This is a genomic window from Actinomadura rayongensis (assembly GCF_009831215.1).
Lineage (GTDB): Bacteria > Actinomycetota > Actinomycetes > Streptosporangiales > Streptosporangiaceae > Spirillospora > Spirillospora rayongensis.
Genome location: NZ_WUTW01000011.1, coordinates 87,018 through 111,920 on the forward strand (window position 1 = coordinate 87,018; position 24,903 = coordinate 111,920).

27 protein-coding genes and 1 pseudogene are annotated in these 24,903 nt (G+C 70.5%); 19 read left to right on the forward strand and 9 right to left on the reverse strand.

Features of this window, described 5'->3' with window-relative positions; all coding sequences use genetic code 11:
* Positions 1-86: 86 nt before the first annotated feature.
* Positions 87-299: a hypothetical protein gene (locus GQ466_RS29705; RefSeq protein WP_161106393.1), complete on the reverse strand. Its 213-nt coding sequence runs from the start codon at positions 297-299 to the stop codon at positions 87-89.
* A gap of 165 nt (positions 300-464) precedes the next feature.
* On the opposite strand from GQ466_RS29705, the gene GQ466_RS29710 reads away from it, so the two are divergent.
* Positions 465-1,211, forward strand: coding sequence for a helix-turn-helix domain-containing protein (locus tag GQ466_RS29710; protein ID WP_161106394.1), 747 nt, complete (start codon positions 465-467; stop codon positions 1,209-1,211).
* A gap of 1 nt (position 1,212) precedes the next feature.
* Complete coding sequence (locus tag GQ466_RS29715; protein ID WP_161106395.1) at positions 1,213-1,689, forward strand: NUDIX domain-containing protein; 477 nt, start codon at positions 1,213-1,215, stop codon at positions 1,687-1,689.
* Here GQ466_RS29715 and GQ466_RS29720 read toward each other — a convergent pair.
* From GQ466_RS29720 to GQ466_RS33215, 3 genes and pseudogenes are all read right to left on the reverse strand, one after another.
* Positions 1,682-2,239 (reverse strand): HD domain-containing protein, encoded by a 558-nt coding sequence (locus GQ466_RS29720; protein ID WP_161106396.1) that lies wholly within the window; start codon positions 2,237-2,239, stop codon positions 1,682-1,684. The two genes, GQ466_RS29715 and GQ466_RS29720, sit on opposite strands and share 8 nt — an antisense overlap.
* A gap of 397 nt (positions 2,240-2,636) precedes the next feature.
* A complete protein-coding gene (locus GQ466_RS29725; RefSeq protein WP_161106397.1) occupies positions 2,637-2,957 on the reverse strand; it encodes a hypothetical protein in 321 nt (106 codons plus the stop codon).
* A gap of 670 nt (positions 2,958-3,627) precedes the next feature.
* Positions 3,628-3,828: pseudogene (locus GQ466_RS33215) on the reverse strand (helix-turn-helix domain-containing protein); the annotation flags it as partial.
* 592 nt (positions 3,829-4,420) lie between these two features.
* Between GQ466_RS33215 and GQ466_RS29735 the strand changes: the two are divergent.
* Positions 4,421-5,146: an XRE family transcriptional regulator gene (locus GQ466_RS29735; RefSeq protein WP_161106399.1), complete on the forward strand. Its 726-nt coding sequence runs from the start codon at positions 4,421-4,423 to the stop codon at positions 5,144-5,146.
* Between the two features lie 31 nt (positions 5,147-5,177).
* Here the strand turns inward: GQ466_RS29735 and GQ466_RS29740 are convergent, their stop codons facing one another.
* The 3 genes from GQ466_RS29740 to GQ466_RS29750 all read right to left on the reverse strand — a co-directional run bounded on the left by GQ466_RS29740 (position 5,178) and on the right by GQ466_RS29750 (position 8,259).
* Entirely contained in the window at positions 5,178-5,594 is a 417-nt protein-coding gene (locus GQ466_RS29740) for a hypothetical protein (RefSeq protein ID WP_161106400.1), read from the reverse strand.
* Positions 5,591-6,121, reverse strand: coding sequence for a hypothetical protein (locus GQ466_RS29745; RefSeq protein ID WP_161106401.1), 531 nt, complete (start codon positions 6,119-6,121; stop codon positions 5,591-5,593). The genes GQ466_RS29740 and GQ466_RS29745 overlap by 4 nt, the downstream gene beginning before the upstream one ends.
* Positions 6,122-6,591: 470 nt before the next feature.
* Positions 6,592-8,259 carry an NAD(P)/FAD-dependent oxidoreductase gene (locus GQ466_RS29750; protein ID WP_161106402.1) on the reverse strand — a complete coding sequence of 556 codons (1,668 nt, stop codon included), beginning with the start codon at positions 8,257-8,259 and terminating at the stop codon, positions 6,592-6,594.
* 200 nt (positions 8,260-8,459) lie between these two features.
* Here GQ466_RS29750 and GQ466_RS29755 point away from each other — a divergent pair, with 200 nt between their 5' ends.
* Positions 8,460-9,083, forward strand: a complete 624-nt coding sequence (locus tag GQ466_RS29755; protein ID WP_161106403.1) for a TetR/AcrR family transcriptional regulator — start codon at positions 8,460-8,462, stop codon at positions 9,081-9,083.
* On the opposite strand, the gene GQ466_RS29760 is transcribed toward GQ466_RS29755, so the two are convergent.
* Positions 9,080-9,271 (reverse strand): hypothetical protein, encoded by a 192-nt coding sequence (locus GQ466_RS29760; RefSeq protein ID WP_161106404.1) that lies wholly within the window; start codon positions 9,269-9,271, stop codon positions 9,080-9,082. The genes GQ466_RS29755 and GQ466_RS29760 overlap by 4 nt on opposite strands.
* A 228-nt stretch (positions 9,272-9,499) precedes the next feature.
* Here GQ466_RS29760 and GQ466_RS29765 point away from each other — a divergent pair, with 228 nt between their 5' ends.
* The 15 genes from GQ466_RS29765 (at position 9,500) to GQ466_RS29835 (ending at position 24,355) form a co-directional block, all read left to right on the forward strand.
* Entirely contained in the window at positions 9,500-11,032 is a 1,533-nt protein-coding gene (locus GQ466_RS29765) for an acyl-CoA carboxylase subunit beta (protein WP_378186663.1), read from the forward strand.
* On the forward strand, positions 11,029-11,217 hold the full coding sequence (locus GQ466_RS29770; protein WP_161106406.1) for an acyl-CoA carboxylase epsilon subunit: 189 nt from the start codon (positions 11,029-11,031) through the stop codon (positions 11,215-11,217). Before GQ466_RS29765 ends, GQ466_RS29770 begins: the two co-directional genes overlap by 4 nt.
* Before the next feature lie 81 nt (positions 11,218-11,298).
* Positions 11,299-12,774 (forward strand): FAD-dependent monooxygenase, encoded by a 1,476-nt coding sequence (locus tag GQ466_RS29775; RefSeq protein WP_161106407.1) that lies wholly within the window; start codon positions 11,299-11,301, stop codon positions 12,772-12,774.
* A 12-nt stretch (positions 12,775-12,786) separates the two neighbouring features.
* Positions 12,787-13,110: a TcmI family type II polyketide cyclase gene (locus tag GQ466_RS29780; protein WP_161106408.1), complete on the forward strand. Its 324-nt coding sequence runs from the start codon at positions 12,787-12,789 to the stop codon at positions 13,108-13,110.
* 2 nt (positions 13,111-13,112) lie between these two features.
* Positions 13,113-14,360, forward strand: a complete 1,248-nt coding sequence (locus tag GQ466_RS29785) for a beta-ketoacyl-[acyl-carrier-protein] synthase family protein (protein ID WP_161106409.1) — start codon at positions 13,113-13,115, stop codon at positions 14,358-14,360.
* The gene (locus tag GQ466_RS29790) at positions 14,357-15,586 is read left to right on the forward strand and encodes a ketosynthase chain-length factor (protein ID WP_161106410.1); all 1,230 of its coding nucleotides are present in this window, start codon (positions 14,357-14,359) and stop codon (positions 15,584-15,586) included. Before GQ466_RS29785 ends, GQ466_RS29790 begins: the two co-directional genes overlap by 4 nt.
* Positions 15,587-15,589: 3 nt before the next feature.
* Entirely contained in the window at positions 15,590-15,853 is a 264-nt protein-coding gene (locus GQ466_RS29795; protein WP_161106411.1) for a phosphopantetheine-binding protein, read from the forward strand.
* Positions 15,850-16,632 carry an SDR family NAD(P)-dependent oxidoreductase gene (locus GQ466_RS29800; RefSeq protein ID WP_161106412.1) on the forward strand — a complete coding sequence of 261 codons (783 nt, stop codon included), beginning with the start codon at positions 15,850-15,852 and terminating at the stop codon, positions 16,630-16,632. Before GQ466_RS29795 ends, GQ466_RS29800 begins: the two co-directional genes overlap by 4 nt.
* Before the next feature lie 32 nt (positions 16,633-16,664).
* Complete coding sequence (locus GQ466_RS29805) at positions 16,665-17,603, forward strand: aromatase/cyclase (protein WP_161106413.1); 939 nt, start codon at positions 16,665-16,667, stop codon at positions 17,601-17,603.
* Between the two features lies 1 nt (position 17,604).
* The gene (locus GQ466_RS29810) at positions 17,605-18,741 is read left to right on the forward strand and encodes an FAD-dependent monooxygenase (protein ID WP_161106414.1); all 1,137 of its coding nucleotides are present in this window, start codon (positions 17,605-17,607) and stop codon (positions 18,739-18,741) included.
* Positions 18,738-20,033, forward strand: coding sequence for a cation:proton antiporter domain-containing protein (locus GQ466_RS29815; protein WP_161106415.1), 1,296 nt, complete (start codon positions 18,738-18,740; stop codon positions 20,031-20,033). Before GQ466_RS29810 ends, GQ466_RS29815 begins: the two co-directional genes overlap by 4 nt.
* Positions 20,030-20,560, forward strand: coding sequence for a flavin reductase (locus GQ466_RS29820; protein WP_161106416.1), 531 nt, complete (start codon positions 20,030-20,032; stop codon positions 20,558-20,560). The genes GQ466_RS29815 and GQ466_RS29820 overlap by 4 nt, the downstream gene beginning before the upstream one ends.
* 5 nt (positions 20,561-20,565) lie before the next feature.
* Positions 20,566-22,329, forward strand: coding sequence for an ATP-binding protein (locus tag GQ466_RS29825; RefSeq protein WP_161106437.1), 1,764 nt, complete (start codon positions 20,566-20,568; stop codon positions 22,327-22,329).
* Positions 22,330-22,448: 119 nt separating this feature from the next.
* Positions 22,449-23,933 carry a DHA2 family efflux MFS transporter permease subunit gene (locus GQ466_RS29830; protein ID WP_202421310.1) on the forward strand — a complete coding sequence of 495 codons (1,485 nt, stop codon included), beginning with the start codon at positions 22,449-22,451 and terminating at the stop codon, positions 23,931-23,933.
* 23 nt (positions 23,934-23,956) lie between these two features.
* Positions 23,957-24,355 carry a pyridoxamine 5'-phosphate oxidase family protein gene (locus GQ466_RS29835; protein WP_161106417.1) on the forward strand — a complete coding sequence of 133 codons (399 nt, stop codon included), beginning with the start codon at positions 23,957-23,959 and terminating at the stop codon, positions 24,353-24,355.
* On the opposite strand, the gene GQ466_RS29840 is transcribed toward GQ466_RS29835, so the two are convergent.
* Positions 24,348-24,806 carry a nuclear transport factor 2 family protein gene (locus GQ466_RS29840; RefSeq protein WP_202421311.1) on the reverse strand — a complete coding sequence of 153 codons (459 nt, stop codon included), beginning with the start codon at positions 24,804-24,806 and terminating at the stop codon, positions 24,348-24,350. The genes GQ466_RS29835 and GQ466_RS29840 overlap by 8 nt on opposite strands.
* Positions 24,807-24,903 lie beyond the last annotated feature (97 nt).

Consider the following 24,903-nt stretch of genomic DNA (forward strand, 5'->3'; position numbering starts at 1 on the left):
CACTTGCGACAGCGCCGGTTGCCCGGTTCGCGACGGGCTCCGCAGGGGCAGGCGAAGGCGGTAACGGCGACGGGAAGACGCAACGGTCACCGCCCCGCCGGAACGCGGACGGTGTGCGCGTCGTCCTCGGTGCGCGTGGTCAGGACGCGGCATGACGCCGACGCGACCCGCGAACGGCGCGGGTCACGACGCAGCGCGCGGCGCTCCTCGGCGTGGATACCGACGACGAGCATGACGAAGACGCCGAGGACGGCCCCACCGAGGAAGATGGCGGCTCCGACGGCCAGAACGAGAATCATGGTCGATCACCTCTTTCACGTGGCGCCCGGTTCGGGCGTCCGGTGTTGACGTGATCGAGAGTGCGCCTGACCAGCGGGACGAGATCACTACCTGACTGGACGTGCTCGGGACGTCCTCATAGAGTTGACCGCGTCCTGAGACGTCCTGTCGATGCGGTCGGGTGGATGGCGAACGAACGGTTGCGCGCGGCGCTGCTCGAACGAGGCATCACGGTGGCCACGCTCGCCGAAGGCATCGGCGTCGATCAGAAGACGGTCGAACGGTGGATCACCCAAGGCCGGACGCCGTACCGAAAGCATCGTTACGCTGTGGCTTCACAACTCGGCCTCGATGAGACGTACCTGTGGCCCGACGCGCTCACCAGCGAACAGACGGCGTCAGCGTCCAACAGCGAGTTGATCACGATCTACCCGCACCGCTGGTCAGTCCCCCGGGACGCATGGGGACGTCTGTTCGCCACCGCGCAACAAGAGATCGGCGTGCTGGTTTACGCGGGTCTGTTCCTGTCCGAGGACAACGGCGTTCTGCGCACCTTCGCTGAGAAGGCAGATGCAGGCGTCCGGGTGCGCATCCTGCTCGGCGACCCCGACAGCCGACACGTGGCCGAACGCGGAGCGGACGAGGGCGTTGACGATGCGATGGCCGCGAAGATCCGCAACGCGATGGTCCTCTACAAGCCGCTGTTCGGCCGCGACGGGATCGAATTCCGCTTGCACAGCACGGTCCTCTACAACTCGATCTACCGTGCGGACGATCAGATTCTCGTCAACACCCACGTCTACGGCGTGACGGCGCCGCACGCGCCCGTCTGGCACCTGCGCAAGATCGCAGGTGGGAGCCTGGTGAACACCTATTTGGAAAGCTTCGACCGCGTGTGGGACGGCGCGACGCCGTTCGACCCGGAGGGCTGACGTGGGCCGCAGGATCGACTATTACGACGACCCGGACGCACCCGAGCCCAACAGCCTCGTCCCGTCCGTGAACGTCGTCGTAGAAAACGACGCAGGCGAAATCCTGATGATCCGCCGCACCGACAACGACAACTGGGCCGTCCCTGGCGGAGCCATCGACCTGGGCGAGTCCGTCGCCCAAGCCGCCGTCCGCGAGGCGAAAGAAGAAACAGGCATCGACTGCGAGATCACCGGCCTCGTAGGGATTTACAGCGACCCCAAGCACCTCATCCACTACACGAGCAACGACGAGGTTCGGCAAGAGTTCTCGATCCTGCTGACCGGCCGCGCCATCGGCGGAAGCCCGCAGACGAGCGACGAGTCGCGCGACGTCCAATGGATCCCACGAGCCGAGATCACCAACCGCCAGATGGACCGCTCAATGCGCCTGCGGCTCGGCGACTACCTCACGGACGTGCGCAAGCCGGTCGTCAACTGACGGGCCGCAAGGCGCTTTCGACCCGGTGAACGGCGTCGATCAGCGTGGGCGCCGCAGCGGTGATGAACCGGAACACGAGGTGGCCCGCGCCGTACCGGGCCTGAATCTCAGCGATGCGCCGTTCGACGGAGAGGTTCTCACCGTCCGGCCCCGTCGTCATGTCGCAGTAGATCAGCGGATCGAACAGTTCCGGCGGAGTCTCGCCGAACTCCGCGACAAGGTCATTCCCGAGCCCCCGCTCACGCGCCTCCAGCAGAGCACACGTGTGGTGCGCGATGAGCTGGCACAGGTGCTCGTCGGCCTGGTGGACGTCGCGCAGGTACCGCGCGCCGTCGAGCGGATGGAAGCCGGTCACCGAGAGATCGGGCGCATACCCGACGTCATGCAGCCATGCGGAAGCTTCAAGCAGGCCAGCGCGCTCACCGAGGAGAGGCACGAGCGTCCGAGCCTGACGCGCGACGCCCTGCGTGTGCGCCCAACGGCGAGGCAACGGGCCTTCAAGATGCTTACGGGCAAGCTCGCGTGCCCAAGCGGCGATGTTGTCGTCCATGCCCTCGACGTTACGAAACGGCGGCCTGACGTCCACGGACGCGGCTGGACCTTCTAGGGACGTCTGCCGCATGGTACGTCCTCAGCCGGTGAGAGGAGCGGATCCAGAACGGGCACGACCGGCCCGCCGGAACCGGACACGCCGGCGTTTCAATCCCGAGCCGCCTCGGCAAGGCGTCCAAGCGTGCCGGCGACGGAAAGCGCAAGCAGTTCCGGAGTGGGAGCCTCGATGAGACGGCACCAGGCACCGCGCCGGATGAAAGCCCAATAAGACCCCGTCCGAGATCCGTGCCACGCAAGGATGCCAGGGAACTGCTCCTCGATCTGCCTGGCCGCAGCCTGGCGCAACTGATCGACTGGGACGACATCGACACGTGTGCTCTCACACTCTTCGTCCATCAGGACGGCCGTTCTCCGGAGCGCTTCACTTCAAGCTCGCTCATCTCGCATGCCGTTGCACGCTTGCAGCGCAAGCAACTCGGCACGGCTTCGCATTCCGCATCTGTGTAGACATCACGAAGCTGCGCGCCGGCGAGGGCATTGACCGTCCTAATCATTCCGGTCAGTAGCCCCGCGCGCCTCATGGCCTCCTGGTAGGCGGCTCCAACGCTGTCGTAGGCGTTGAGGAGATCCGCCCGAAGGCAGCGGGCCGCATGACCAGGAGATGCTGTCCCCGGCGACTCGCTTTCGCGGATGTCTTCATGGCCGTTCATCAGCACGTCTCCCGGTGACGGTATGCGGGAATGACGAGCCGTTCGGCGTACTCGTCCTGTCGCTGCATGAGGCGATGAACTTCGGCTCGTGTAGCACCGAAGACGACGTACAGCAGCCCCGCCTGTTCCTCGGCGTAGGTGAGCGGACGACGAAGTCGACACGTCCACGTACCGTCAGCAGACACGGACGGCTCTGCCCACCGACTCTCGCGTCCCGACCTTCCGGGCCTCTGTGGATCCTTCGGACTGGGCGAAACGTCGCCGCCGAAATTCTGGACGGACTGCGGGGAGCCGGTTGCTCTTCTCATGCCTGTTTCCAATCTGCGGCGGTGATCGACGGCCCGAAGGCTGACCTTCCGCCACGTGAAGCGGGAGCTGTAGCGCCATGCGGTTCCGATACATCGGGAAATGGCGGACACTCTTGGGCGCGCTTGTTGCGGCGTCGCGGGGACTGGGACAGCCTCCATCTCGCTGCGCGAGTGCGTGGCAAAGCTGGAGACTGTCCCAGTCCCGCCGCGCTATCTGGGTCCGCCCGTCAGGCGGGGGCGTTTCAGCTACGCCTGAGTGCGTTGACGACCGCGTCGACGTCGCCGTCGAAGTAGTCGCGGACGATGCTCTGGAGCACGGCCAGCGCGCGGAGGCCGGGCACGAACTCGGCCTCGGGGCGCGGCGCGGCGGGCTCCTTGGCGTTGCCGATCTTGAGCAGTTCGTGGATCTCGGTGGCGGGGTACCGCCGGTGTCCCGACGGCAGCGTGATCGGGTTCAGCGTCCCCGTCCGCGCCCACCGGGTGACGGTCTTGGGGTCGACGCGGAAGAACTGCGCCACCTCCGAGGGCGTGTAGAGGGTCGGCTGCTCGGGTTCGTTCGGTTCGCTCATGACTTTCCATGTGAGAGACGGCTCGATGGCCGTGGATCGGTTGGGAACATTGGCGGGAAAAGCGTCCGAGCCGCCGGACGGCTCCGTTGTCGATCTGTGCGCCCGGCGGCCGGACAGCCGACCTGTCCTGTCCCCTCCGAGCGGGACGGGTCGGCGCGGGATCGACTCACCAGCCGAAGCGACGAATCAGGAGCGTCCGGTACGCGACCTGGACGACTGGCAGGTGATCAGGCCAGCCGAGCGGACGGGCGGCCCGGCGACGTTCGACCGCTTCCGGGCTGCTCACGCTCGGTCCCTGACTTGTCGGCCCGGTTATGAGCCACGGACTTTCAGCCGGACGACGGGAGCAACCAGTGTTCGAGGCTGAGTTCCGAGCGACGGGACATCATCCGGCACCGCACCGGCTCGCGAGGGCGATGGAAGGACATGGCGCCTCCTAGTAGGCGTGGGGTTCGAAGTTCGGACACCGTCTGCGCCGGTCTCCGAGTGGATCGAGCCTCACGCCCTCACCAGAACGTCTCCACCACTATCGAGGGACGTCTAGGGACGTCTTCTGCTAGCGTCACGCGTAACCGACGTTCCGGGAGGTCCGGTGAACGAACAGCTCCGCGACGCCATCGCCGATTGCGGCCTCACCCGCGACCAGATCGCGTCCCGCCTCGCGGTAGATCCCAAAACCGTCGACCGATGGATCGCCGGCCGCGTCCCCCACCCACGCCACCGCGAGGCCCTGGCGCGACTCATCAACGCCAACAAGCAAGACCTATGGCCCGAACCCACCCAACGCACCCGCCGACCCAACTACGGCAGTCCCGGAATCATCGCCACGTACCCGCACCGCTGGGCCGTCCCCCGCACCGTCTGGCAAGACCTCTTCGAAGGCGCGGAACAGGAAATCGACATCCTCGCCTACGCGGGCCTGTTCCTCGCCGAGGACACCGGCCTTCTCAACACCATCGCCAAGAAGGCCCGCGAAGGCGTCACCGTCCGCATCCTCCTAGGCGACCCTGACGGCCACAACATTGCCGAACGAGGCGAAGCCGAAGGCATCGGCGACGCCATGTCCGCCAAAATCCGCAACGCCCTAACCCTCTACCAGCCGCTACGCGACATCGAAGGTGTCCACCTACGCCTACACGACACTGCCCTGTACAACTCTATCTACCGTTCCGACAATGAAATTATTTCCAACCCACACATACTAGGCGTGCCTGCAGCCCAAGCACCCGTCCTACATCTGCGCAATCAGGAGAGGCTGAGCATTTTCGCGATTTACTGCGAAAGCTTCAAACGCATCTGGTCGAACTCATCCGCTTAATGCGTGCGCCGACCGACATCAAACAACACCATCAATCCGCCGACTCGTCCTCCAATGAGGAAATCAGATCATCCAAGACGTCATCCACATCCAAAGCAACTCTGCGAGCTTCTTCATATAGAGTTTCGAGCATGCCGTTCCAATTTGCAGCGACTTCGATCCCTTGCCCCAGGCCAATAAGTGAGCGCTCGCGGAACCACGTGCTTCGCAAGGTCATAACGACCGAACCCCGTTCATTATACAAACTCAATTCGTAATTATTAACTCCGTCAGACCCATCCCTCCTTCTGGACTCTATCGTTACTGCAGAATTTGGCCCAGAGAACGCAAAAGCTCGCTCAGTATTGTCGGCTGCGGTCCATTCAATATTGCCATTCCTCGTGCGGTCGATCAGCCGCTCAACCAAGTCAACCATTCGGCCACGGGCAGTCATACTTGCATCCGTCATGATTCAACCTCCCGGGATACCTGAGTTGATCGACTTCCGACCATTGGAATCAACGCATTACATGCATCGCCAATTGCACTACGGGCCTTCATGCATGCATCTTTTACAAAGATTCCGTCTCCCATAAGTGCACCACCAGCCCTGGACGCCAGGGTAACACTTTTTTGCAGTTTAGTCTTTACGGCACCATGTTCGCCCTCCAAGGAATCTACTATGCCCCTTATATGACCCACCTGCCACATCCAGTGTTCAAGCTGGCGCAACGCCAGTTCCGGATCATCGTCCTTGATTGCAATATCTAGCTCAGATGCCGTCCATCTCAATTGGGGGATCAGGATAAGGAGTTGGTTTGATCGAACCTGATTTTGAGCCTCACTCATCGCGATCTTGGTCTGCTCCGACGCCGTCTTCGCATCTCTTGCCTGCTTCCAAGTGGCACCAAGTCCGACAATCGTTAGGAGAAACGCGATAATATTTAGCCAATCCATCCAGCTAAGCTTAGACAAACTGACCGACGCGATGAGCATGCGCCCAACTATAATCACATCCCACTCCATCGCGCCATGCGCTCGATCACGGCTTGCGCCACGGAGCATCCAACCTGAGGTCGGGGCATCGACCGCTACATCGCGCCGAGCGTTAGCTTCTGAATGATCAGACTTACCTGCACATGCGGGGCGCTAGAGCCCGTGCATGGGGAGCCATGCGGGGAGCCAACGTTGTACGGCGTAGGCGGACAGTGGACGACAAGCCTAGATGGGACGGGCTGGTGAGGGGCTCCCCGGTCGGCTTGGATCGACCTTGATCGACTGGCCTGAGGTCACTGGGGGTCAAGGGGTCGTGGGTTCAAATCCCGCCGTCCCGACAGCGTAATGAGCAGGTCAGAAGGGCTTTGAGGGACCACCTCAAGGCCCTTTTCCATTTCTCGGGCGCGATCCGCGCCCGGGCGCGCGCTGGGCCGCCCGGGGGTTGGCGGGCGGCCTGGCGGGCGGCGGGGTCAGAAGAGTTTGCGGCCCTTCAGGCGGGCCTTGACGACCTCGCGGCCGTTGACGGCGATCATGTCGTAGGTGTCGGGGTCGCCGTGCTTGCGCGCCCAGTTGAGCATGCGCAGGAACTTCACCGGGTCGGGGTGGAGGAACTGGACGTCGCGCTCCACGAAGCCGAAGTGCTTCGGGACGAAGGGGGCGGACTGGAGGCGGTCGTAGAGCAGGTCCGCGGCCTCGCGGGGGGTCGTGGCGCCGGCTTCCACCGCCTCGCACTGCTTGACCATCGTCTCGTAGAGTTCGGCGAAGCCGTCGTGGTCGGGCCAGTAGAGGCCCGGGTAGGCGGCCTTCTCCAGGTCCAGCAGGTGTTGTTCGCGGCCGTCGGCGCGGTACTTGCTGAGCGCGCGCTGCAGGCGCAGGACGCCCGAGTTCGCGCCCGTCGTCCACATGCGGAAGACGGCCGACCACAGGTCGTAGTCGGTCCAGGAGATGAAGGCCGAGTTCACCAGCGAGTCGTTGTAGTCGAACAGGCCCTGCTGGAGCTTGTCGACGTAGGCGAACCGGTCGGCGGAGAAGTCGCCGTCCTTGACGGCCCGCAGGAGGCGCCACGCGATGACGTTGACGGCCTCGGTGGTGTTCGACAGGCCGCGCGAGAACAGCGGGTCGAGGAAGCCGGCCGCGTGGGACAGCAGCAGCCAGCGGTCGCCGACGGTCGTGCTGGACGAGTACTGCAGCCGTCCCGTCGAGGTCCACTCCCGGACGGGCTTCATGCCCTCGAACTGCCGGGCGATGTCGGGGAACCGTCCCGCCAGCTCGTAGAAGTCCTCCTCGGGCGAGAGGTTGTCGGGCTTCGGGTAGTAGCGCGGGTCGACGGTCATCCCGACGCTGCACAGCGGGTTGCGCGACACCTTGTTGTTGTCGAACCCGATGACCCACGCCCAGCCGCGCTCGAACATGTGGTGGACGGTCCCCTGGTACCACGGCACGGGCGGGGTGAGCCGGCGCGGGTGGTCGAACAGGTCGTCGGTCGGCGTGACGTTCAGCGAGTGGTTCCAGATCGACCGCGAGTGGTGCTTGAAGCGGCACGGGTCCTCGCGCAGGCCGAACTTCTGGGCGACCGGGGAGCGGAAGCCGCTCGCGTCCACGAGGTAGCGGCCCCGGTACTCGCCGTCGCGCCCGGCGACCGAGACGCCCGTGTCGTCGAAGTCGATGTCGGTGACCAGGAAGTTCTGCCGCGCGACGCACCCGCGGGCGATCGCGATGTTGAACAGGAACGAGTCGGTGTCCTGCCGGAACAGGTGCGCCGCCTCGTGCAGGAGCTGCTTCGGCGTGTTGAACTGGTTCGCCTCCCTCGGGTCCTGCTCCTGGCCCTCGTGGTGGAGCAGGAATCCGAAGTGGCGCTTCACGCCGAAACGCGGGCCGATGGCCCGGGTATTGCCGGTGAACGTCGCGATCGTCGCGAGCTCGGGGACGTCGTAACGTTCGGCGAGCGTGCGAATGGAGACCAGGGTGTACGGGATCGTGGATTCGCCGATCGCGAACCGCGGATGCGATGCGGCGTCGAGCAGGAGCACCTTGGCCCCGTGCCGCGCCAAAATCGTCCCGAGGAGGGTCCCGGCGATTCCCGAACCCAGAATGATGACGTCGTAGGTGATCTTTTCGGAAGGGTGAGCCACGGCCATGCGGACCTCCGCCGTTTCGCCTGTAAAGCCATCTTTTCTACACGGCGGCGGACGAGACAAGGCGTTCAATGCAAGAACTGCGGGCACTTCCACAGAGCCGCGTGCGGCCCATGTCAGGCGAACGTGAAATGCCCTTCTCAGCGGCCTGCGGCGGGCCCCGCCGGGCACCGTGTAGACTCCCAGACGGAGGGAGATTCCGGATGTCTGTGGCCGACGAGCGCCAGCCCAAGCGTCAGCGGGCGGACGCCGAGCGCAACCGTGCGAAGATCCTCGACACGGCGCGCCGGCTGTTCAGCACGCGCGGCGAGGCCGTCAACATGGACGAGGTCGCGCGCCGCGCGGGCGTCGGCGTCGGCACCCTGTACCGGCATTTCCCGACCAAGGAGGCGCTCGTCCGCGCCACCGCGCAGCAGCGGTTCGCCGACATCGTGGCGTACTACCGCGCGCAGTGCCGCGACACCGCCGACCCCCTGGCCGCGATGACCGAGCTGCTCCGCCACATCGGCGAGGTGGAGAGCCGTGACCTGGTGTTCTCCCGTGTGGTGGAGAGCACGCTCGGCTCCGACACCGGACCGCCGGACGAGTTCCGCACCGCCTTCGAGGCCGAGCTGATGGAGCTGGTGGACCGGGGCCAGGCCGCCGGGCGCATCCGCGAGGACATCGCGGGCGCCGACCTGCTGTCGGTCACCTGCGGCCTCGCCGCGGTCGTCCACCGGGGCAGCGGCGACTGGCGCCGCTACGTCGACATCGTCGTCGCCGGGCTGAGCACGGCGGCCGGTCGGCCGGCCGCGCCCGCCGGGCACGACGACGCCGCCGCGCGCTAACCGCGCCGCGCCGCCCGCTCCTGCGCCGCCGCGCGCAGGGCGAGCAACTCCTCGATGTCGTAAAGGGCGCGTCCCGGCGTCCCGTGCCGTGTCAGCTTCCCTCTGCTCGCCCATTTCCTGATGGTTGCCTCGGTAACGTTCGCGGCCAGTGCCGCCAGCTTTGTCGGGACGAACCGTGTTTCCGGCATGTGAACTTCCTGTTGAGAGAAACTGAACCGCTGCGGTCGGACGAAAGGGGGGTCGGGAACCGTCGAAAGGAGTTTGACACGATTCCAGGCGGTGTGTCACACTTTCCACAGCGGCGGAGCCATGCCCGAACGGCCGTGCGGGTCCCACTCTCTGATCCCGGCCTCTTCCTCCCGCCGAGAAGATCCTGATTCCTACAGGAGTCACTCGTGCCCACAACTGCTGACGTTATCTCCGAGTTGATCGACCGTAAGTCGGCCGCACGCCAGAGTTCCGATTCCGAGGCCACCAGAAGACAGCACGGCAAAGGAAAGCTCACCGCCTACGAACGGATCGAGCTGCTCCTCGACAAGGGCTCTTTCACCGAGATCGAGGCCCTGCGGCGGCACCGCGCCACGGGGTTCGGCATGGAGCGCCGCCGGCCCGACTCCGACGGGGTCGTGACCGGCTGGGGCACCGTGCTCGGCCGGAGCGTCTTCGTCTACGCGCACGACTTCCGCGTGTTCGGCGGGGCGCTCGGCGAGGCGCACGCCCAGAAGATCCACAAGCTGATGGACCTCGCCATCGCGGCCGGCGCGCCGCTGGTGAGCCTCAACGACGGCGCGGGCGCCCGCATCCAGGAGGGCGTCACGGCGCTCGCGGGGTACGGCGGCATCTTCCGCCGCAACACGCGGGCGTCCGGGGTGATCCCGCAGATCAGCGTGATGCTCGGCCCGTGCGCGGGCGGCGCGGCGTACTCGCCCGCGCTGACCGACTTCGTGTTCATGGTCCGCGGCACCGCGCAGATGTTCATCACCGGCCCGGACGTGGTGCGGGCGGTGACCGGGGAGGACGTCACCCACGACGAGCTGGGCGGCGCGGAGGTCCACGGGTCGAAGTCCGGGGTCTCGCACTTCGTGTACGACGACGAGGAGGCGTGCCTCCAGGACGTCCGCTACCTCCTGTCGCTGCTCCCGGACAACAACCGGCAGCTCCCGCCGACCGTGCCGAGCGCGGACGCGCCCGACCGCGAGACGCCGGTGCTCGCCGAGATCGTCCCGGACGAGCCCACGCGCTCCTACGACGTCCGCGCGGTCATCGCGGAGATCGTGGACGACGGCGAGCACCTGGAGGTCCACGCGGACTGGGCGGCGAGCGTCGTCTGCACGCTCGCGCGGCTCGACGGCCACACCGTCGGGATCGTGGCGAACCAGCCCGCGCGGCTCGCCGGGGTGCTCGACATCGTCTCCAGCGAGAAGGCGGCGCGGTTCGTGCAGTTCTGCGACGCCTTCAACATCCCGATCGTCAGCCTCGTGGACGTACCGGGCTTCCTCCCCGGCGTCCGGCAGGAGCACGACGGGATCATCCGGCACGGTGCGAAACTGCTGTACGCGTACTGCAACGCGACCGTCCCGCGCGTCCAGGTCATCATGCGCAAGGCCTACGGCGGCGCGTACATCGTCATGGACTCGCGGTCCATCGGCGCCGACCTGTCGTTCGCCTGGCCGTCCAACGAGATCGCGGTGATGGGCGCCGAGGGCGCGGCCGAGATCGTCTTCCGCCGGGACATCGCGGCGGCCGACGACCCGGCGGCCGTCCGGGCCGCGCGCATCGCCGAGTACCGCAGCGAGCTGATGCACCCGTTCCACGCGGCCGAGCGCGGTCTGGTGGACGACGTCATCGAGCCGGGCCAGACCCGGGCCGTCCTGTGCCGCGCGCTCGCGACGCTGCGCGCCAAGCACGCCGACGCGCCGGCCCGCAAGCACGGGAACCCGCCGCTGTGACCGGGCTGCGCATCGTCCGGGGCGACCCGACGCCCGCCGAGCTGGCCGCGCTCGTCGCCGTCCTCGCGGCGGCCGAGCAGGCCGAACAGGCCGAACAGGACAAGCCCGCACCGACCACCCATCGCCCCCCGCCGCTCCCGCCCGTGTTCCTCCCGCCCCGCAGCTGGCGCGCCGGGACGCGCTGACACCGCCCGCGCAAGGCCGGACCGACCCGCTCGGTCCGGCCTTGCGCGTTCCCGAAACCCTTTCGCGACAAGGAGGCGTCGATGGACGCACCGGTCATCGTGGTCGGCGCGGGTCCCACCGGGCTCGTGCTGGCCGCCGAGCTGCGACTCGGCGGCGTGGACGTCATCGTGCTGGAACGGCTGCCCGAGCGCTCCACCCGCTCGCGCGGCCTCGGCTACACGGCCCGCGTGGTGGAGATGTTCGACCAGCGCGGGCTGCTGCCCCGGTTCGGTTCGATCGAGACGAGCGCGCGCGGCCACTTCGGCGGCATTCCGCTCGACTACAGCGTGCTGGAGGACTGCCACTTCGGCGCGCGCGGCATCCCGCAGACGCAGGTGGAAGCCGTCCTGGAGGCGTGGGCCGTCGAGACGGGCGCCGACATCCGCAGGAGCACCGAGGTGGTGGGCCTGCACGACGACGGCGAGTTCGTCGAGGTGACCGCCGACACCCCGCGCGGCCGGACGATCCTGCGCGCCCGCTACGTCGTCGGCTGCGACGGCGGCCGGAGCACGGTCCGCAGCCTGGCCGACTTCGACGCCGTCGGCTCGGACGCGACGATGGAGATGTACCTCGCCGACGTGGTGGGCGCGGGCGTCCGCGCCCGGCAGATCGGCGAACGGCTCCCCGGCGGCATGGTCATGTCGGCGCCGCTCGGCGACGGCGTGGACCGCATCATCGTGTGCGAGCACGGGACGCCGCCCGCGCGCGGCGACCGCAGCCCGGCCTTCGACGAGGTCGCCGACGCGTGGAAGCGGCTCACCGGCGAGTCGCTGCACGAGGCGACGGCGACCTGGGTCAGCGCGTTCGGCGACGCGACGCGGCAGGTCACGCGGTACCGCAAGGGGAACGTGCTGCTGGCGGGCGACGCCGCGCACACGCACCTCCCGGCGGGCGGCCAGGGCCTCAGCGTCAGCGCCCAGGACGCGTTCAACCTCGGCTGGAAGCTCGCGGCCGTCGCCGCGGGCCACGCCCCGCAGGAGCTGCTCGACACCTACCACGACGAGCGGCACCCGGTCGGGACGCGGCTGCTCGCCAACACGCGCGCCCAGGGCCTCATCTACCTCGGCGGCAGCGAGGTGGAGCCGCTGCGCGGGGTGTTCGAGGAGCTGATGCGGATCCCGGACGTCGCCCGCCACCTGGCCGGCATGGTCAGCGGGCTGGACATCCGCTACGACGTCGGCGCGGGCGACCACCCGCTGCTCGGCCGCCGGATCCCGCCGCGCAAGCTCGCGACGCCCGACGGGCTCGTCACGACGGCCGAGGTCCTGCACGACGCGACGGCCGTCCTGCTCGATTTCGCCGACGACGCGACGCTGCGCGCCGAGGCCGCCCCGTGGACCGGCGGACGGCTCCGGATCGTCACCGCGACCCCGCACGACCTCGCCCCCGGCGACCCGCTCGCGTCCGGCGACGCCCTGCTCGTCCGGCCGGACGGCTACGTCGCCTGGACCGCCGCCGACCCGATCCCCCTGAGCAGCGCCCTCGGCCGCTGGCTCGGACGACCCACCGAGAGTTAGGAGACCCCAGGCATGCACAGCAGCCTCATCGTCGCCCGCATGAAGCCGGAGGACAACGCCGCCGTGGCGCGGTTGTTCGGCGCGTTCGACCAGACCGAGATGCCCGGCCTGATGGGCACCCGCCGGCGGCAGCTCTTCGCCTACCGGGGCCTGTACTTCCACCTCCAGGACTTCGACGGCGACGACGGCGGCGAGCGCATCGAGAAGGCGAAGGACCACCCGCTCTTCCAGCGCATCAGCACCGACCTGCGCCCGTTCATCGAGGCGTACGACCCGGCGACCTGGCGGTCCCCGGCGGACGCGATGGCCGAGCGCTTCTACGAGTGGAGCGACTGACGATGGACCGACGCGTCGTGATCACCGGCATCGGAGTGCTCGCCCCGGGCGGGGTCGGTGTGAAGAACTTCTGGAACCTGCTGGAGGAGGGGCGCACCGCGACCCGGCCGATCTCGTTCTTCGACGCCGGGCCGTTCCGGTCGCGCGTCGCCGCCGAGATCGACCTGGACGCCGAGGCGTGCGGCCTCACGCCGCAGGAGATCCGTCGGATGGACCGGGGCGCGCAGCTCGCGGTCATCGCCGCCGGGGAGGCCGTGGCCGACAGCGGCCTGACGCTGGACCCGGAGCGGACGGGCGTCGTGGTCGGCAGCGCGGTCGGCGCGACCACCTCGCTGGACGAGGAGTACCGCATCGTCAGCGACGGCGGACGGCTCGACCTCGTGGACCACCGCTACGCCGTCCCGCACCTCTACGACTACTTCGTCCCGAGTTCGTTCTCCCGCGAGGTCGCGTGGGCGGTGGACGCGACCGGCCCGAACACCGTGGTGTCCACCGGCTGCACGTCCGGGCTCGACTCGGTCGGCTACGCGGTGGAGCTGATCCGCGAGGGCTCGGTCGACACGATGGTGGCGGGCGCGTCCGACGCGCCGATCTCCCCCATCACCGTCGCCTGCTTCGACGCGATCAAGGCGACGACGCCCCGCAACGACGACCCCGAGCACGCGTCGCGGCCGTTCGACGCGAGCCGCAACGGGTTCGTCCTCGGCGAGGGCTCGGCGATGTTCGTCCTGGAGGAGTACGAGCAGGCCAGGGCGCGCGGCGCGCACATCTACGCCGAGATCGCGGGCTTCGCCAACCGGTGCAACGCCTACCACATGACGGGCCTGCGCCCCGACGGGCGCGAGATGGCCGAGGCGATCACCGCCGCGCTGGACGAGGCCCGCCTCGACCCCACCGCGATCCATTACATCAACGCGCACGGTTCCGGCACCCGGCAGAACGACCGGCACGAGACGGCGGCGTTCAAGCGCAGCCTCGGCGAGCACGCGTACCGGACGCCGGTCAGCTCGATCAAGTCGATGATCGGGCACTCGCTGGGCGCGATCGGGTCCATCGAGATCGCGGCGAGCGCGCTGGCGATCGAGCACAACGTCGTGCCGCCGACGGTGAACCTCCACAACCCGGACCCGGAATGCGATCTGGACTATGTCCCGCTGACGGCGCGCGAGCACCGCACGGACGTCGTCCTGACGGTCGGGAGCGGGTTCGGCGGGTTCCAGAGCGCCATGGTCCTGCGGCGGGCCGCATGACCGGCACGAAAACCGCGACCAAGCGGGCCGAGGTGGTGGTGACGGGCCTCGGCGTGACGGCGCCGAACGGCCTCGGCACCTCCGACTACTGGGCGGCGACGTGCGCGGGCGTCGGCGGGATCGGCCCCGTCGGCCGCTTCGACGCCTCGGGCTACCCGACCGCGCTGGCCGGGGAGGTCCCCGGGTTCGTGCCCGAGGACCACCTGGCCAGCCGCCTGCTCCCGCAGACCGACCACATGACGCGGCTCGCGCTCGTCACGGCGGACTGGGCGCTCGCGGACGCGGGCGTCCGCCCCGACGAGTGGTCGGACTACGACCTCGGCGTCGTCACGGCCAGTTCGGCGGGCGGCTTCGAGTTCGGCCAGCGCGAGCTGCAGGCGCTGTGGAGCAAGGGCGGGCGGCACGTCAGCGCCTACCAGTCCTTCGCGTGGTTCTACGCCGTCAACACCGGCCAGATCTCGATCCGGCACAGCATGCGCGGGCCGTGCGGCGTGGTCGTCTCCGACCACGCGGGCGGGCTCGACGCGGTCGCGCAGGCCCGCCGCCAGGTGCGGCGCGGCACGAGCCGGCTGATGCTGTCGGGCGGCGTGGACGGCGCGGTGTGCTCGTGGGGCTGGGTGGCGCAGCTGGCCAGCCAGCGGCTCAGCCCGGACGGGTACCGCCCGTTCGACGCGACGGCGTCCGGCTACGTCCCCGGCGAGGGCGGCGCGTTCCTCGTCCTGGAGGCGGCCGAGCCCGCACGCGAGCGCGGCGCGCGTCCCTACGGCCGCATCGCCGGCTACGGCTCCACGTTCGACCCGCGCCCGGACGGACGCGACCGCGAACCGGGCCTGAAGCGGGCGATCGATCTGGCGCTGGACGACGCCGGGATCACCCCCGCCGACGTCGACGTCGTGTTCGCCGACGCCGCCGGGGTCCGCGAGCTGGACGCGGCCGAAGCGGCGGCGATCGGCGCGGTGTTCGGACGCCGCGGCGTCCCGGTCACCGCGCCGCAGACCATGACCGGCCGGCTGTACGCGGGCGCGGCGGCGCTGCAGGTCGCGTGCGCGCTGCTCGCGATCCGCGACGGGATCGTCCCGCCGACGACCGGAACCGACCCGATGCCCGAATACGGGCTCGACCTCGTCGTCGGGGAGGCCAGGCGGCGGCCCGTCCGCACCGCCCTGGTGCTCGCCCGCGGCTACGACGGCAACAACTCGGCACTGATCGTGAGAGAAGAGGTGTGACAGGTGGCTCAGCTCACCATCGACGACCTGCGGCGCATCCTGCGGGAGGCCGCGGGCGACGTCCAGGACATCGACCTCGACGGCGACGTCATGGACCTGGAGTTCGAGGCGATCGGCTACGACTCGCTGGCCCTGCTGGAGGCCGGCAGCCGGATCGAGCGCGCGCACGGCATCACGCTGGACGACGGCCTCATCACCGAGGCCGCCACCCCGCGCGACCTGCTGACCGCCGTCAACGAGGTGCTCGCCGAGGCGGACGCGGCATGAGCGGCGACGCGACGACGGCGATCGTCACCGGCGCGACGAGCGGCATCGGCCTGGCCTGCGTGCGCCTGCTCGCGCAGTCGGGCCACCGGGTGTACCTGTGCGCCCGCACGCCCGAGTCGGTGGCCGCGACGGTCAAGGAACTCACCGGCGAGAGCCTGGACGTGGACGGACGCGCCTGCGACGTCACGTCCGCCGCCGACATCACCGCGTTCGTCCGGGCCGCCGTCGAGCGGTACGGGCCGGTCGGCGTGCTCGTCAACAACGCCGGGCGCAGCGGCGGCGGCGTCACCGCCGACATCGCCGACGAGCTGTGGGACGCGGTCATCGACACCAACCTCAACAGCGTGTTCCGCATGACGCGCGAGGTCCTGACCACGGGCGGGATGCGGAACCTCGACCGGGGCCGGATCGTCAACATCGCCTCGACGGCGGGCAAGCAGGGCGTCGTGCTCGGCGCGCCGTACTCGGCGTCCAAGCACGGCGTCGTCGGGTTCACCAAGGCGCTCGGCAACGAGCTGGCGCCGACGGGCATCACGGTCAACGCGGTGTGCCCGGGCTACGTCGAGACGCCGATGGCGCAGCGGGTGCGGGCGGGCTACGCCGCCGCGTACGACACCTCCGAGGACGAGATCCTGCGCAAGTTCCAGGCCAAGATCCCGCTCGGCCGGTACAGCACGCCCGACGAGGTGGCCGGGCTCGTCGGCTACCTCGTCACCGACACGGCGTCCTCCATCACCGCGCAGGCGCTCAACGTCTGCGGCGGTCTCGGCAACTTCTGACAGCGGCGTCCCACCGGAAAGGGAAGAGGCACATGACGACGAAACCGGCCGAGCGCGTGGTGGAGCACGAGACGACGATCGAGGCGGACGCCGACCTGGTCTACGGGCTGCTCGCGCGGGCGGAGGACTGGCCGCACGTGTTCCCGCCGAGCGTCTACGTGGAGCGCGAGCCCGAGGGCGGCGGCGACGAGCGGATCCACATCTGGGCGACCGCGAACGGCGAGGTGAAGAACTGGACGTCCCGGCGCCGCGTCGACCCCGCCGCGCGGCGGATCGAGTTCCGCCAGGAGGTGTCCTCGCCGCCGGTCGCGGCGATGGGCGGGACGTGGACGGTCGAGCCCGGCCCGGGCGGGACGTGCCGGGTGGTGCTCGGCCACGACTACCGCGCGGTCGACGACGACCCGCACGACCTGCTGTGGATCGACCGGGCCGTCGACCGCAACAGCCGGTCGGAGCTGGCGTCGCTGAAGCGGCACGCCGAGCTGGCGGCGGCCGACCTGGTGTTCTCCTTCACCGACGCCGTCCAGATCGCCGGGGCCGCCGCGGACGCGTTCGCGTTCGTCAACGAGGCGGCGCTGTGGCCCGAGCGGCTGCCGCACGTGGCGCGGGCGGAGCTGACGGAGACCACGCCCGGTCTCCAGACGCTGAAGATGGACACGCGGGCCAAGGACGGGTCGACGCACACGACCGAGTCCGTCCGGGTGTGCTTCCCGCACCACAAGATCGTCTACAAGCAGACGACCGTCCCCGCGCTCATGACCGCCCACACCGGGACGTGGCTGTTCCGCGACGACGGGTCGGGCTCCACCGCCAGCTCCGAGCACACCGTCGTGCTCAACCCGGACATGGTGGAGAAGATCCTCGGCGCGGGCGCGACCGTCGCCGACGCCCGCGCGTACGTCCAGGGCGCGCTGAGCGCCAACAGCCTGGCCACGCTCGGCCACGCCCGGACGTTCGCCGAGAGCCGCTGACATGGGCACCGACGTTGACATTGACGTCATCGTCGTCGGCGCGGGGCCCGTCGGGCTGCTGCTGGCGGGCGGGCTGCGCGCCGCCGGGGCGCGCACGCTCGTCCTGGAGCGGCGTGCCGCGCCGATGGACGAGTCGCGCGCCTCGACGCTCAACGCCCGCACGATGGAGGTCCTCGCCGAGCTGGGCGCGCTGTCCCGGCTCGGCGGGCTCCCCCGCGAGCCGCGCGGCCACTTCGGGGGGCTCCCGCTCGACCTCGGCGCGGTCGGCGGGACCCCGTACCCCGGGCAGTGGAAGATCCCGCAGACCGAGCTGGAGGCCAGGTTCGGCGCGTGGCTCGCCGACCTCGGCGTGCCCGTCCGGCGCGGCGCGGCGGCGGAGGCGCTGGAGCAGGACGCGACCGGCGTCACCGTGACCGCGTCGGACGGGACCGTCGTGCGCGGCTCCTACGTCGTGGGCTGCGACGGCGTCGGCAGCACCGTCCGCGCGCTGGCCGGGATCGCGTTCCCCGGCCGCGCGGCGTCCCGGGAACTCCTCCGGGCCGACGTGCGCGGGATCGACGTCCGCGACCGGCGCTTCGAGCGCCTGCCGGCGGGCCTCGCGATCGCCGCGACGCGCGACGGCGTCACCCGCCTGATGACGCACGCGTTCGGCACCCCGGCCCGCGACCGCGAGGGGCCGCCCGACTTCGCCGAGTTCGCCGCGACCTGGGAGCGGGTCACCGGCGAGGACGTCAGCGGCGGCGAGCCCCTGTGGTGCGACGCGTTCGGCGACGCCAGCCGGCTCGCCGAGCGCTACCGCGCGGGCCGGGTGCTGCTGGCGGGCGACGCCGCCCACGAGCAGATGCCGGTCGGCGGGCAGGCGCTCAACCTCGGGCTCCAGGACGCCGCCGCGCTCGTCCCCCGCCTCGCGGCGGTCGTCGCTGGCACGGCCGGCGACACGGTTCTGGACGCCTACGCCGCCGGACGCCACGCCGTCGGCGCGCGCGTCCAGCGCGACGTCGAGGCCCAGACCCTGCTGCTGCTCGGCGGACCCGAGGTCACGCCGGTGCGGACGGTGCTGGCCGAGCTGCTGGAGCGCCCGCCCGCCGCGGAGTTCCTGGCCGCCGGGGTCAGCGGGGTGGCGGAAGGGGTGCGATGAGCGCCCACGCCGCCGACATGCGGATCGCCGTCATGCTGGCGGGCATCGCGCTCGTCCTGCTGGCGGGCCTGGTGTTCGGCCGGATCGCCAAGGCGGTGCGCCAGCCCGCGGTCGTCGGGGAGCTGGTCGCGGGCATCGCGCTCGGGCCGAGCCTGCTCGGCGCGCTGCCCGGCGACCCGGCCCGGCGGATCTTCCCCGACGACGTGCGTCCGCTGCTGTCGGCCGTCGCGCAGGTCGGCCTCGTCCTGTTCATGTTCGCGGTGGGCTGGGAGTTCGAGAAGCGGCTCATCCGCGGCAACGTCGGCGCGGCGCTCGGCGTGTCGGTGTCGTCGGCCGTGCTGGCGTTCGGGCTCGGCGTCGGCGCGGCGGCGGTCCTGTACGCGCGGCACGACACCGTCGCGGGCAAGCACGTCGGGTTCCTGCCGTTCGCCCTGTTCCTCGGGATCGCGCTGTCGGTCACCGCGTTCCCCGTCCTCGCGCGGATGCTCACCGAGAGCAGCCTCGCCGACACCCGGATCGGCGCGGTCGCGCTGGCCGGGGCGGCGATCGACGACGTCCTCGCCTGGTTCCTGCTGGCGTACGTGTCGGCGCTGGTCAGCGCGGACGGCAGCGGTGCGGAACTCGCCCGGATCGCCGTGCTGTTCGCGCTCTACCTCGCCGTCATGGCCGTCGTCGTGCGGCCCCTGCTCAACCGGGTCGTCTGGCGCTGGGCGGCCACCGAGCGGTGGCCCGCCCTGCTGACGCTGCTGTGCGCGGGCGTCTTCCTGTCGTCGTGGCTGACGACCTGGATCGGCGTCCACGCCATCTTCGGCGCGTTCCTGTTCGGCTTCGTCATGCCGCGCGAACCGGCCCGCGTCCTCGCCGAGCACGTCCGGCGGCCCCTGGACGACGTGATCCTGCTCCTGCTGCCCGTCTTCTTCATCGTCACGGGCCTCAACGTCGACGTCGGCGCGCTGGACGGCCCGGGACTGCTCGAACTCGCCCTCGTCCTGGTGTGCGCGTGCGCCGGGAAGATCGGCGGCGCGCTGGTGCCGGCGCGGCTGGCCGGCCTCGGCTGGCGGGACGCGACGACGCTCGGCCTGCTGATGAACACGCGCGGCCTGACCGAACTGATCATCCTGAACGCCGCGAGGAGCCTCGGCGTCCTCGACGGCCGCATGTTCACCGTCCTCGTGCTGATGGCCGTGCTCACCACCGCGCTGACCGGGCCGTTCCTGCCCCGGCGCGGGGACGCGGCGGACCCGCCGGTGCCGGTACCCGCCCGGCCGGCGAAAGGAGCTGGACACCCGTGACCACCGCACGACCCTCCGACGGGCTCGTCGACGCCGCCGCGCTGCGCCGCACCTGCGGCCTGTTCGCCACCGGCGTCACCGTCATCACCAGCGCGCACGGCGGCGTGGCCGCCGGCACCACCGTCAACTCGTTCACCTCGGTCTCGCTCGACCCGCCGCTCGTCCTGTTCTGCCTGCACCGGGACTCCCGGCTGCAGGAGATCATCACCGGGTCGCGGTCGTTCGCCGTCAACCTCCTGCACGCCGAGCAGGGCACGCTCGCGCACGCGTTCGCGCGGCGCAGCACCGCCGTGCTGGACGAGGTGGACCACCGGCGGACCCCGTCGGGGACCCCGGTCTTCGCCGAGTCCCTGGCCTACCTGGACTGCCGGCTCACCGCCGAGTACGGCGGCGGCGACCACTCGATCCTCGTCGGCGAGGTCGTGGACCTCGCGATCCACGACGCCGACAGCGACCCGCTGGTGTTCTTCGGCGGCTCGCTGCACGGCCTGGACAACCCGCTGCGCCGCCGGGCCGGGCTCCGATGACGCCGATCCGCCGGGTCCTCATCGCCAACCGGGGCGAGATCGCGGTCCGGATCGCGCGGGCGTGCCGCGACGCGGGCCTGGCCTCGATCGCCGTGTACGCCGAGCAGGACGTCGACGCGCTGCACGTCCGGGCCGCCGACGAGGCGTACGCGCTCGGCGGGCGCAGCCCCGCCGAGACCTACCTCGACATCACCGGGCTGCTGGCCGTGGCGGCGCGGGCGGGCGCCGACGCCGTCCATCCGGGCTACGGGTTTCTCGCCGAGAACGCCGACTTCGCGACGGCGGTCGCGGCGGCCGGGCTCACCTGGATCGGCCCGCCGCCCGAGGCCATCGCCGCGCTCGGCGACAAGGTCCGGGCGCGCGACATCGCGCGCCGCGTGAACGCCCCGCTCGCCCCGGGCACCGACGGCCCGGTCGCCGACGCCGACGAGGTGCTGGAGTTCGCGCGGCGGCACGGGCTGCCGGTCGCGCTGAAGGCCGCGTTCGGCGGCGGCGGGCGCGGCCTGCGGGTCGCGCGGACGCTGGCGGAGATCCCGGCGGCGTTCGAGGCCGCGACCCGCGAGGCCGTGGCGGCGTTCGGGCGCGGCGAGTGCTTCGTGGAGCGCTACCTGGAGAACTGCCGGCACGTCGAGACGCAGTGCCTGGCCGACCGACACGGCAACGTCATGGTCGTCTCCACCCGCGACTGCACGCTCCAGCGCCGCCACCAGAAGCTCGTGGAGGAGGCGCCCGCGCCCTTCCTCACCGACGACCAGGCCGAGAGCCTCGTGTCCGCGTCGCGGGCGGTGCTGCGCGAGGCGGGCTACGTCGGCGCCGGGACGTGCGAGTTCCTGCTCGCCCCGGACGGGACGATCGCGTTCCTGGAGGTCAACACCCGGCTCCAGGTCGAGCACCCGGTGACCGAGGAGGTGACCGGGATCGACCTCGTCCGGGAGATGTTCCGGATCGCCGAGGGCGGCGTGCTGGACCCGTCCGACCCGCCCGCGCGCGGCCACTCGATCGAGTTCCGGCTGAACGCCGAGGACGCCGGGCGCGGGTTCCTGCCCGCCGCCGGGACGCTGACCCGGTTCCGTCCGCCGTCGGGGCCGGGCGTTCGGCTGGACGCGGGCTACGTCGAGGGCGCGGCCGTCCCGGCGGAGTTCGACTCGCTCATCGGCAAGCTGATCGTCACCGGGCGGACGCGGCGGGAGGCGATCGAGCGCTCCCGGCGCGCGCTGGCGGAGCTGGAGGTCGCGGGCATCCCGACGGTCGTGCCGTTCCACCGGGCGCTGCTGGCCGACGACGCGTTCACCGGGGAGCCGTTCACCGTCCACACCCGCTGGATCGAGACGGAGTTCGCCGGGGCCGTCCCGCCGCACGCCGACGCCCCGGACGCCCCGGCCGACGACACCGGGCACCGGCGGGTGACGGTCGAGGTCGGCGGACGGCGGCTGGAGGTCGTGCTGCGCGACGCGCTCGGCGCGGCCCTCGTGCCCGCGGCGGGCCGCCCCGCCCCCGCCCGCGCCGCGCGCCGCGCCGGGACCGCCGTCACGGGCGGCGACGCGCTCGTCAGCCCGATGCAGGGGACGGTCGTGAAGGTGCTGGTCGCGGACGGCGCCCCGGTCGCGGCCGGGGACACCGTGCTCGTCCTGGAGGCGATGAAGATGGAACAGGGCCTGACGGCGCACCGGTCCGGGACCGTCCGGGACCTGTCCGCGCAGGCCGGGGCCACGGTCGCGGCGGGGGCTGCGGTGTGCCGGATCGTCGACCCGCCCGCGCCGGAGGGGTGAGCGCCGGGGCGGGTCGTCACCGTCCGGCCGGGACGCGCCGAATTCGTTGACAGGGCCAACGGGCCGCGCTCTACTTATCCTGAAGAGGAATCCCCTTCCGATTAAGAGGAGTTCGGCTCGTGGCCAGTCCCGACACCCCGGCGCTCACACCGCCGAGAACCAGCGCACCCGGCCGCATCTACAAGCCGGGGATCGTGCTCGCGTTCATCTGCGTCGCCCAGTTCATGGTCTTCCTCGACGTCACCGTGGTGAATGTCGCGCTCGCGCACATTCAGAAAAGCCTCGACATGGCGGAGACGGACCTGCAGTACATCGTCACCGCCTATGGCACGGTCCTCGGCGGCTTCCTGCTCCTCGGCGGCCGGCTCGCCGACGTGGTCGGGCGCCGCCGGATGCTCCAGATCGGCCTGTTCCTGTTCGCCGCCAGCTCGCTCGTCGCCGGGATCTCCCAGAGCCCGGGCGTCCTCATCGGCGCGCGCGGCTTCCAGGGCCTCGGCTCGGCGCTCATCGCGCCCGCCGCGCTCAGCATCCTGACCAGCACCTTCAAGGAGGGCCCCGAGCGGACGCGCGCGCTCGGCATCTGGGGCGCCCTCACCGGGCTCGCGTCCGTCGCGGGCGTCCTGCTCGGCGGGATCCTCACCCAGGGGCCCGGCTGGCGCTGGATCTTCTTCATCAACGTCCCGATCGGCATCATCGCGGTGCTGCTCGCCCCGCTGCTCGCCCCCGAGAGCAAGGACACCACACGGCGCCACCGCATCGACCTGACCGGCGCGATCCTGCTCACCACCGGGCTGCTCCTGCTCATCTACACGCTCAACGAGACCGTCAACCGCGGCTGGGGCGACGGCCGGACGATCGGCGGCCTCGCCGGCGCGGCGGTCCTGCTCGCCGCGTTCCTCGTCGTGGAGGGCCGCACCAAGGAACCGCTGATGCCGCTCGGCATCTTCCGCAACACCGCGATGCGGACCGCCAACCTCGCGACCGTCCTGCTGTTCGGGTCGACGGTCACGCTGTTCTTCTTCGCCAGCCTGTTCATGCAGGTCGTCCTCGGCTACTCGGCGCTCAAGACGGGACTGGCCTACGTGCCGCTCGCGCTGGTCGTCGCGATCGCCGCGGGCATCGCCTCGACGATCACCACCAAGGTCGCGGCGAAACCGGTCATGCTCACCGGGATGTTCCTCAGCGCCGCCGGGCTGATCATGCTGGCCCGGCTGCCGAAGGACGGCAGCTACCTCACGCACGTCCTGCCCGCGTTCATCGTCGCGGGCGCCGGGCTCGGCGCGTCGTTCGTGACGCTCCAGGTCGCGGCGTTCATCGGCGTCCGCCAGCACGAGGCGGGCCTGGCCGCCGGGCTGATCAACACCAGCCAGGAGGGCGGCGGGGCGCTCGGCGTCGCGGTGGTCGCGACGGCCGCGTTCGCCAAGATCAAGGACCTGCGCGACGCGGCGGCGGGCAACGCCGACCGCATCAAGGACGCCCAGGCGTCCGGCTTCCACGAGGCGTTCGTCATCGGCGCCGGGTTCGCGATCACCGCGCTGGTCCTCGCGCTGGTGCTGCTGCCCATGATGCGCGCGTCCGAACGTCCCGACACCGTCATCGGCTGACCGTCCCGACCCGGAGAGACAGCATGACCAACATCGTCAAGTTGACCAAACGGGCCGAGACGTTCGTGAGCGACGCGCAGGTCGGCGTCCTCACCACGCTCCGTCCCGACGGCACGCCGCACAGCGTGCCGGTCTGCTTCACCTACGACTCGGGCGCCGGACTCGTCCGCGTCCTCACCCGGGCCGCGTCGCGCAAGGCGCGCAACGTGATCGCGAGCCCGGGCGGACGCGCGACGATCTGCCAGGTCACCGGGCCGAAGTTCCTGTCCATGGAGGGGACGGCCGAGGTGTCCGGCGAGCGGGCGCGCGTGGAGGAGGGTGCGCGCTGGTACGCCAAGCGCTACGCCTACGCGCCGCCGAGCCCGCCGGACCGCGTCGTCATCGAGATCGCCGTCGACCGCGTGCTCGACGGGATCAGCTAGACCCCGCCGGCGGGCGCCCGTCCATCCACTGGACGCGGAACGACAGCCGGCTGAGGCGCCACCCCGCGTCCGTGCGGACGGCGTCCCCGTCGACCAGCGTTCCGGTCCGGAAGAGTTCGGGCGGCCCGCCATCGCGGGTGGCGTGGTGGACGTGCGTCGACGTCAGATTCGCCCGCAGGCCGGCGCGGTCGCCGGCCACCTGGACGACCGGCGGCGATCCGAGGTGCTGGGTCGCCGCGAAGTTCCCGAGCGCGTCTCGGTGGTAGCCGGCCATCCCGGCGAGGCCGCGGTGCGCGCTCATCGGGAACTCCACGATCGCGTCGGCGGTGAACAGGCCGCCGGCCCAGTCGTCGTCCAGGGGGTCGGCGTCCAGGCCGACCAGGTAGCGGGCGAGCAGTTCGGCGACGTCCGTCCGGTCGATGTTCGTCAGGTCGCTGTGCATCTGCTTCATGCGCCGAGCATGAACCGCGCCGCCCGCCCGCACCACCGCTCCCAGAAAGACCTGACAAACCTCATGAACGGCTGACCCTCCCCCCTGAAGGAGAGAT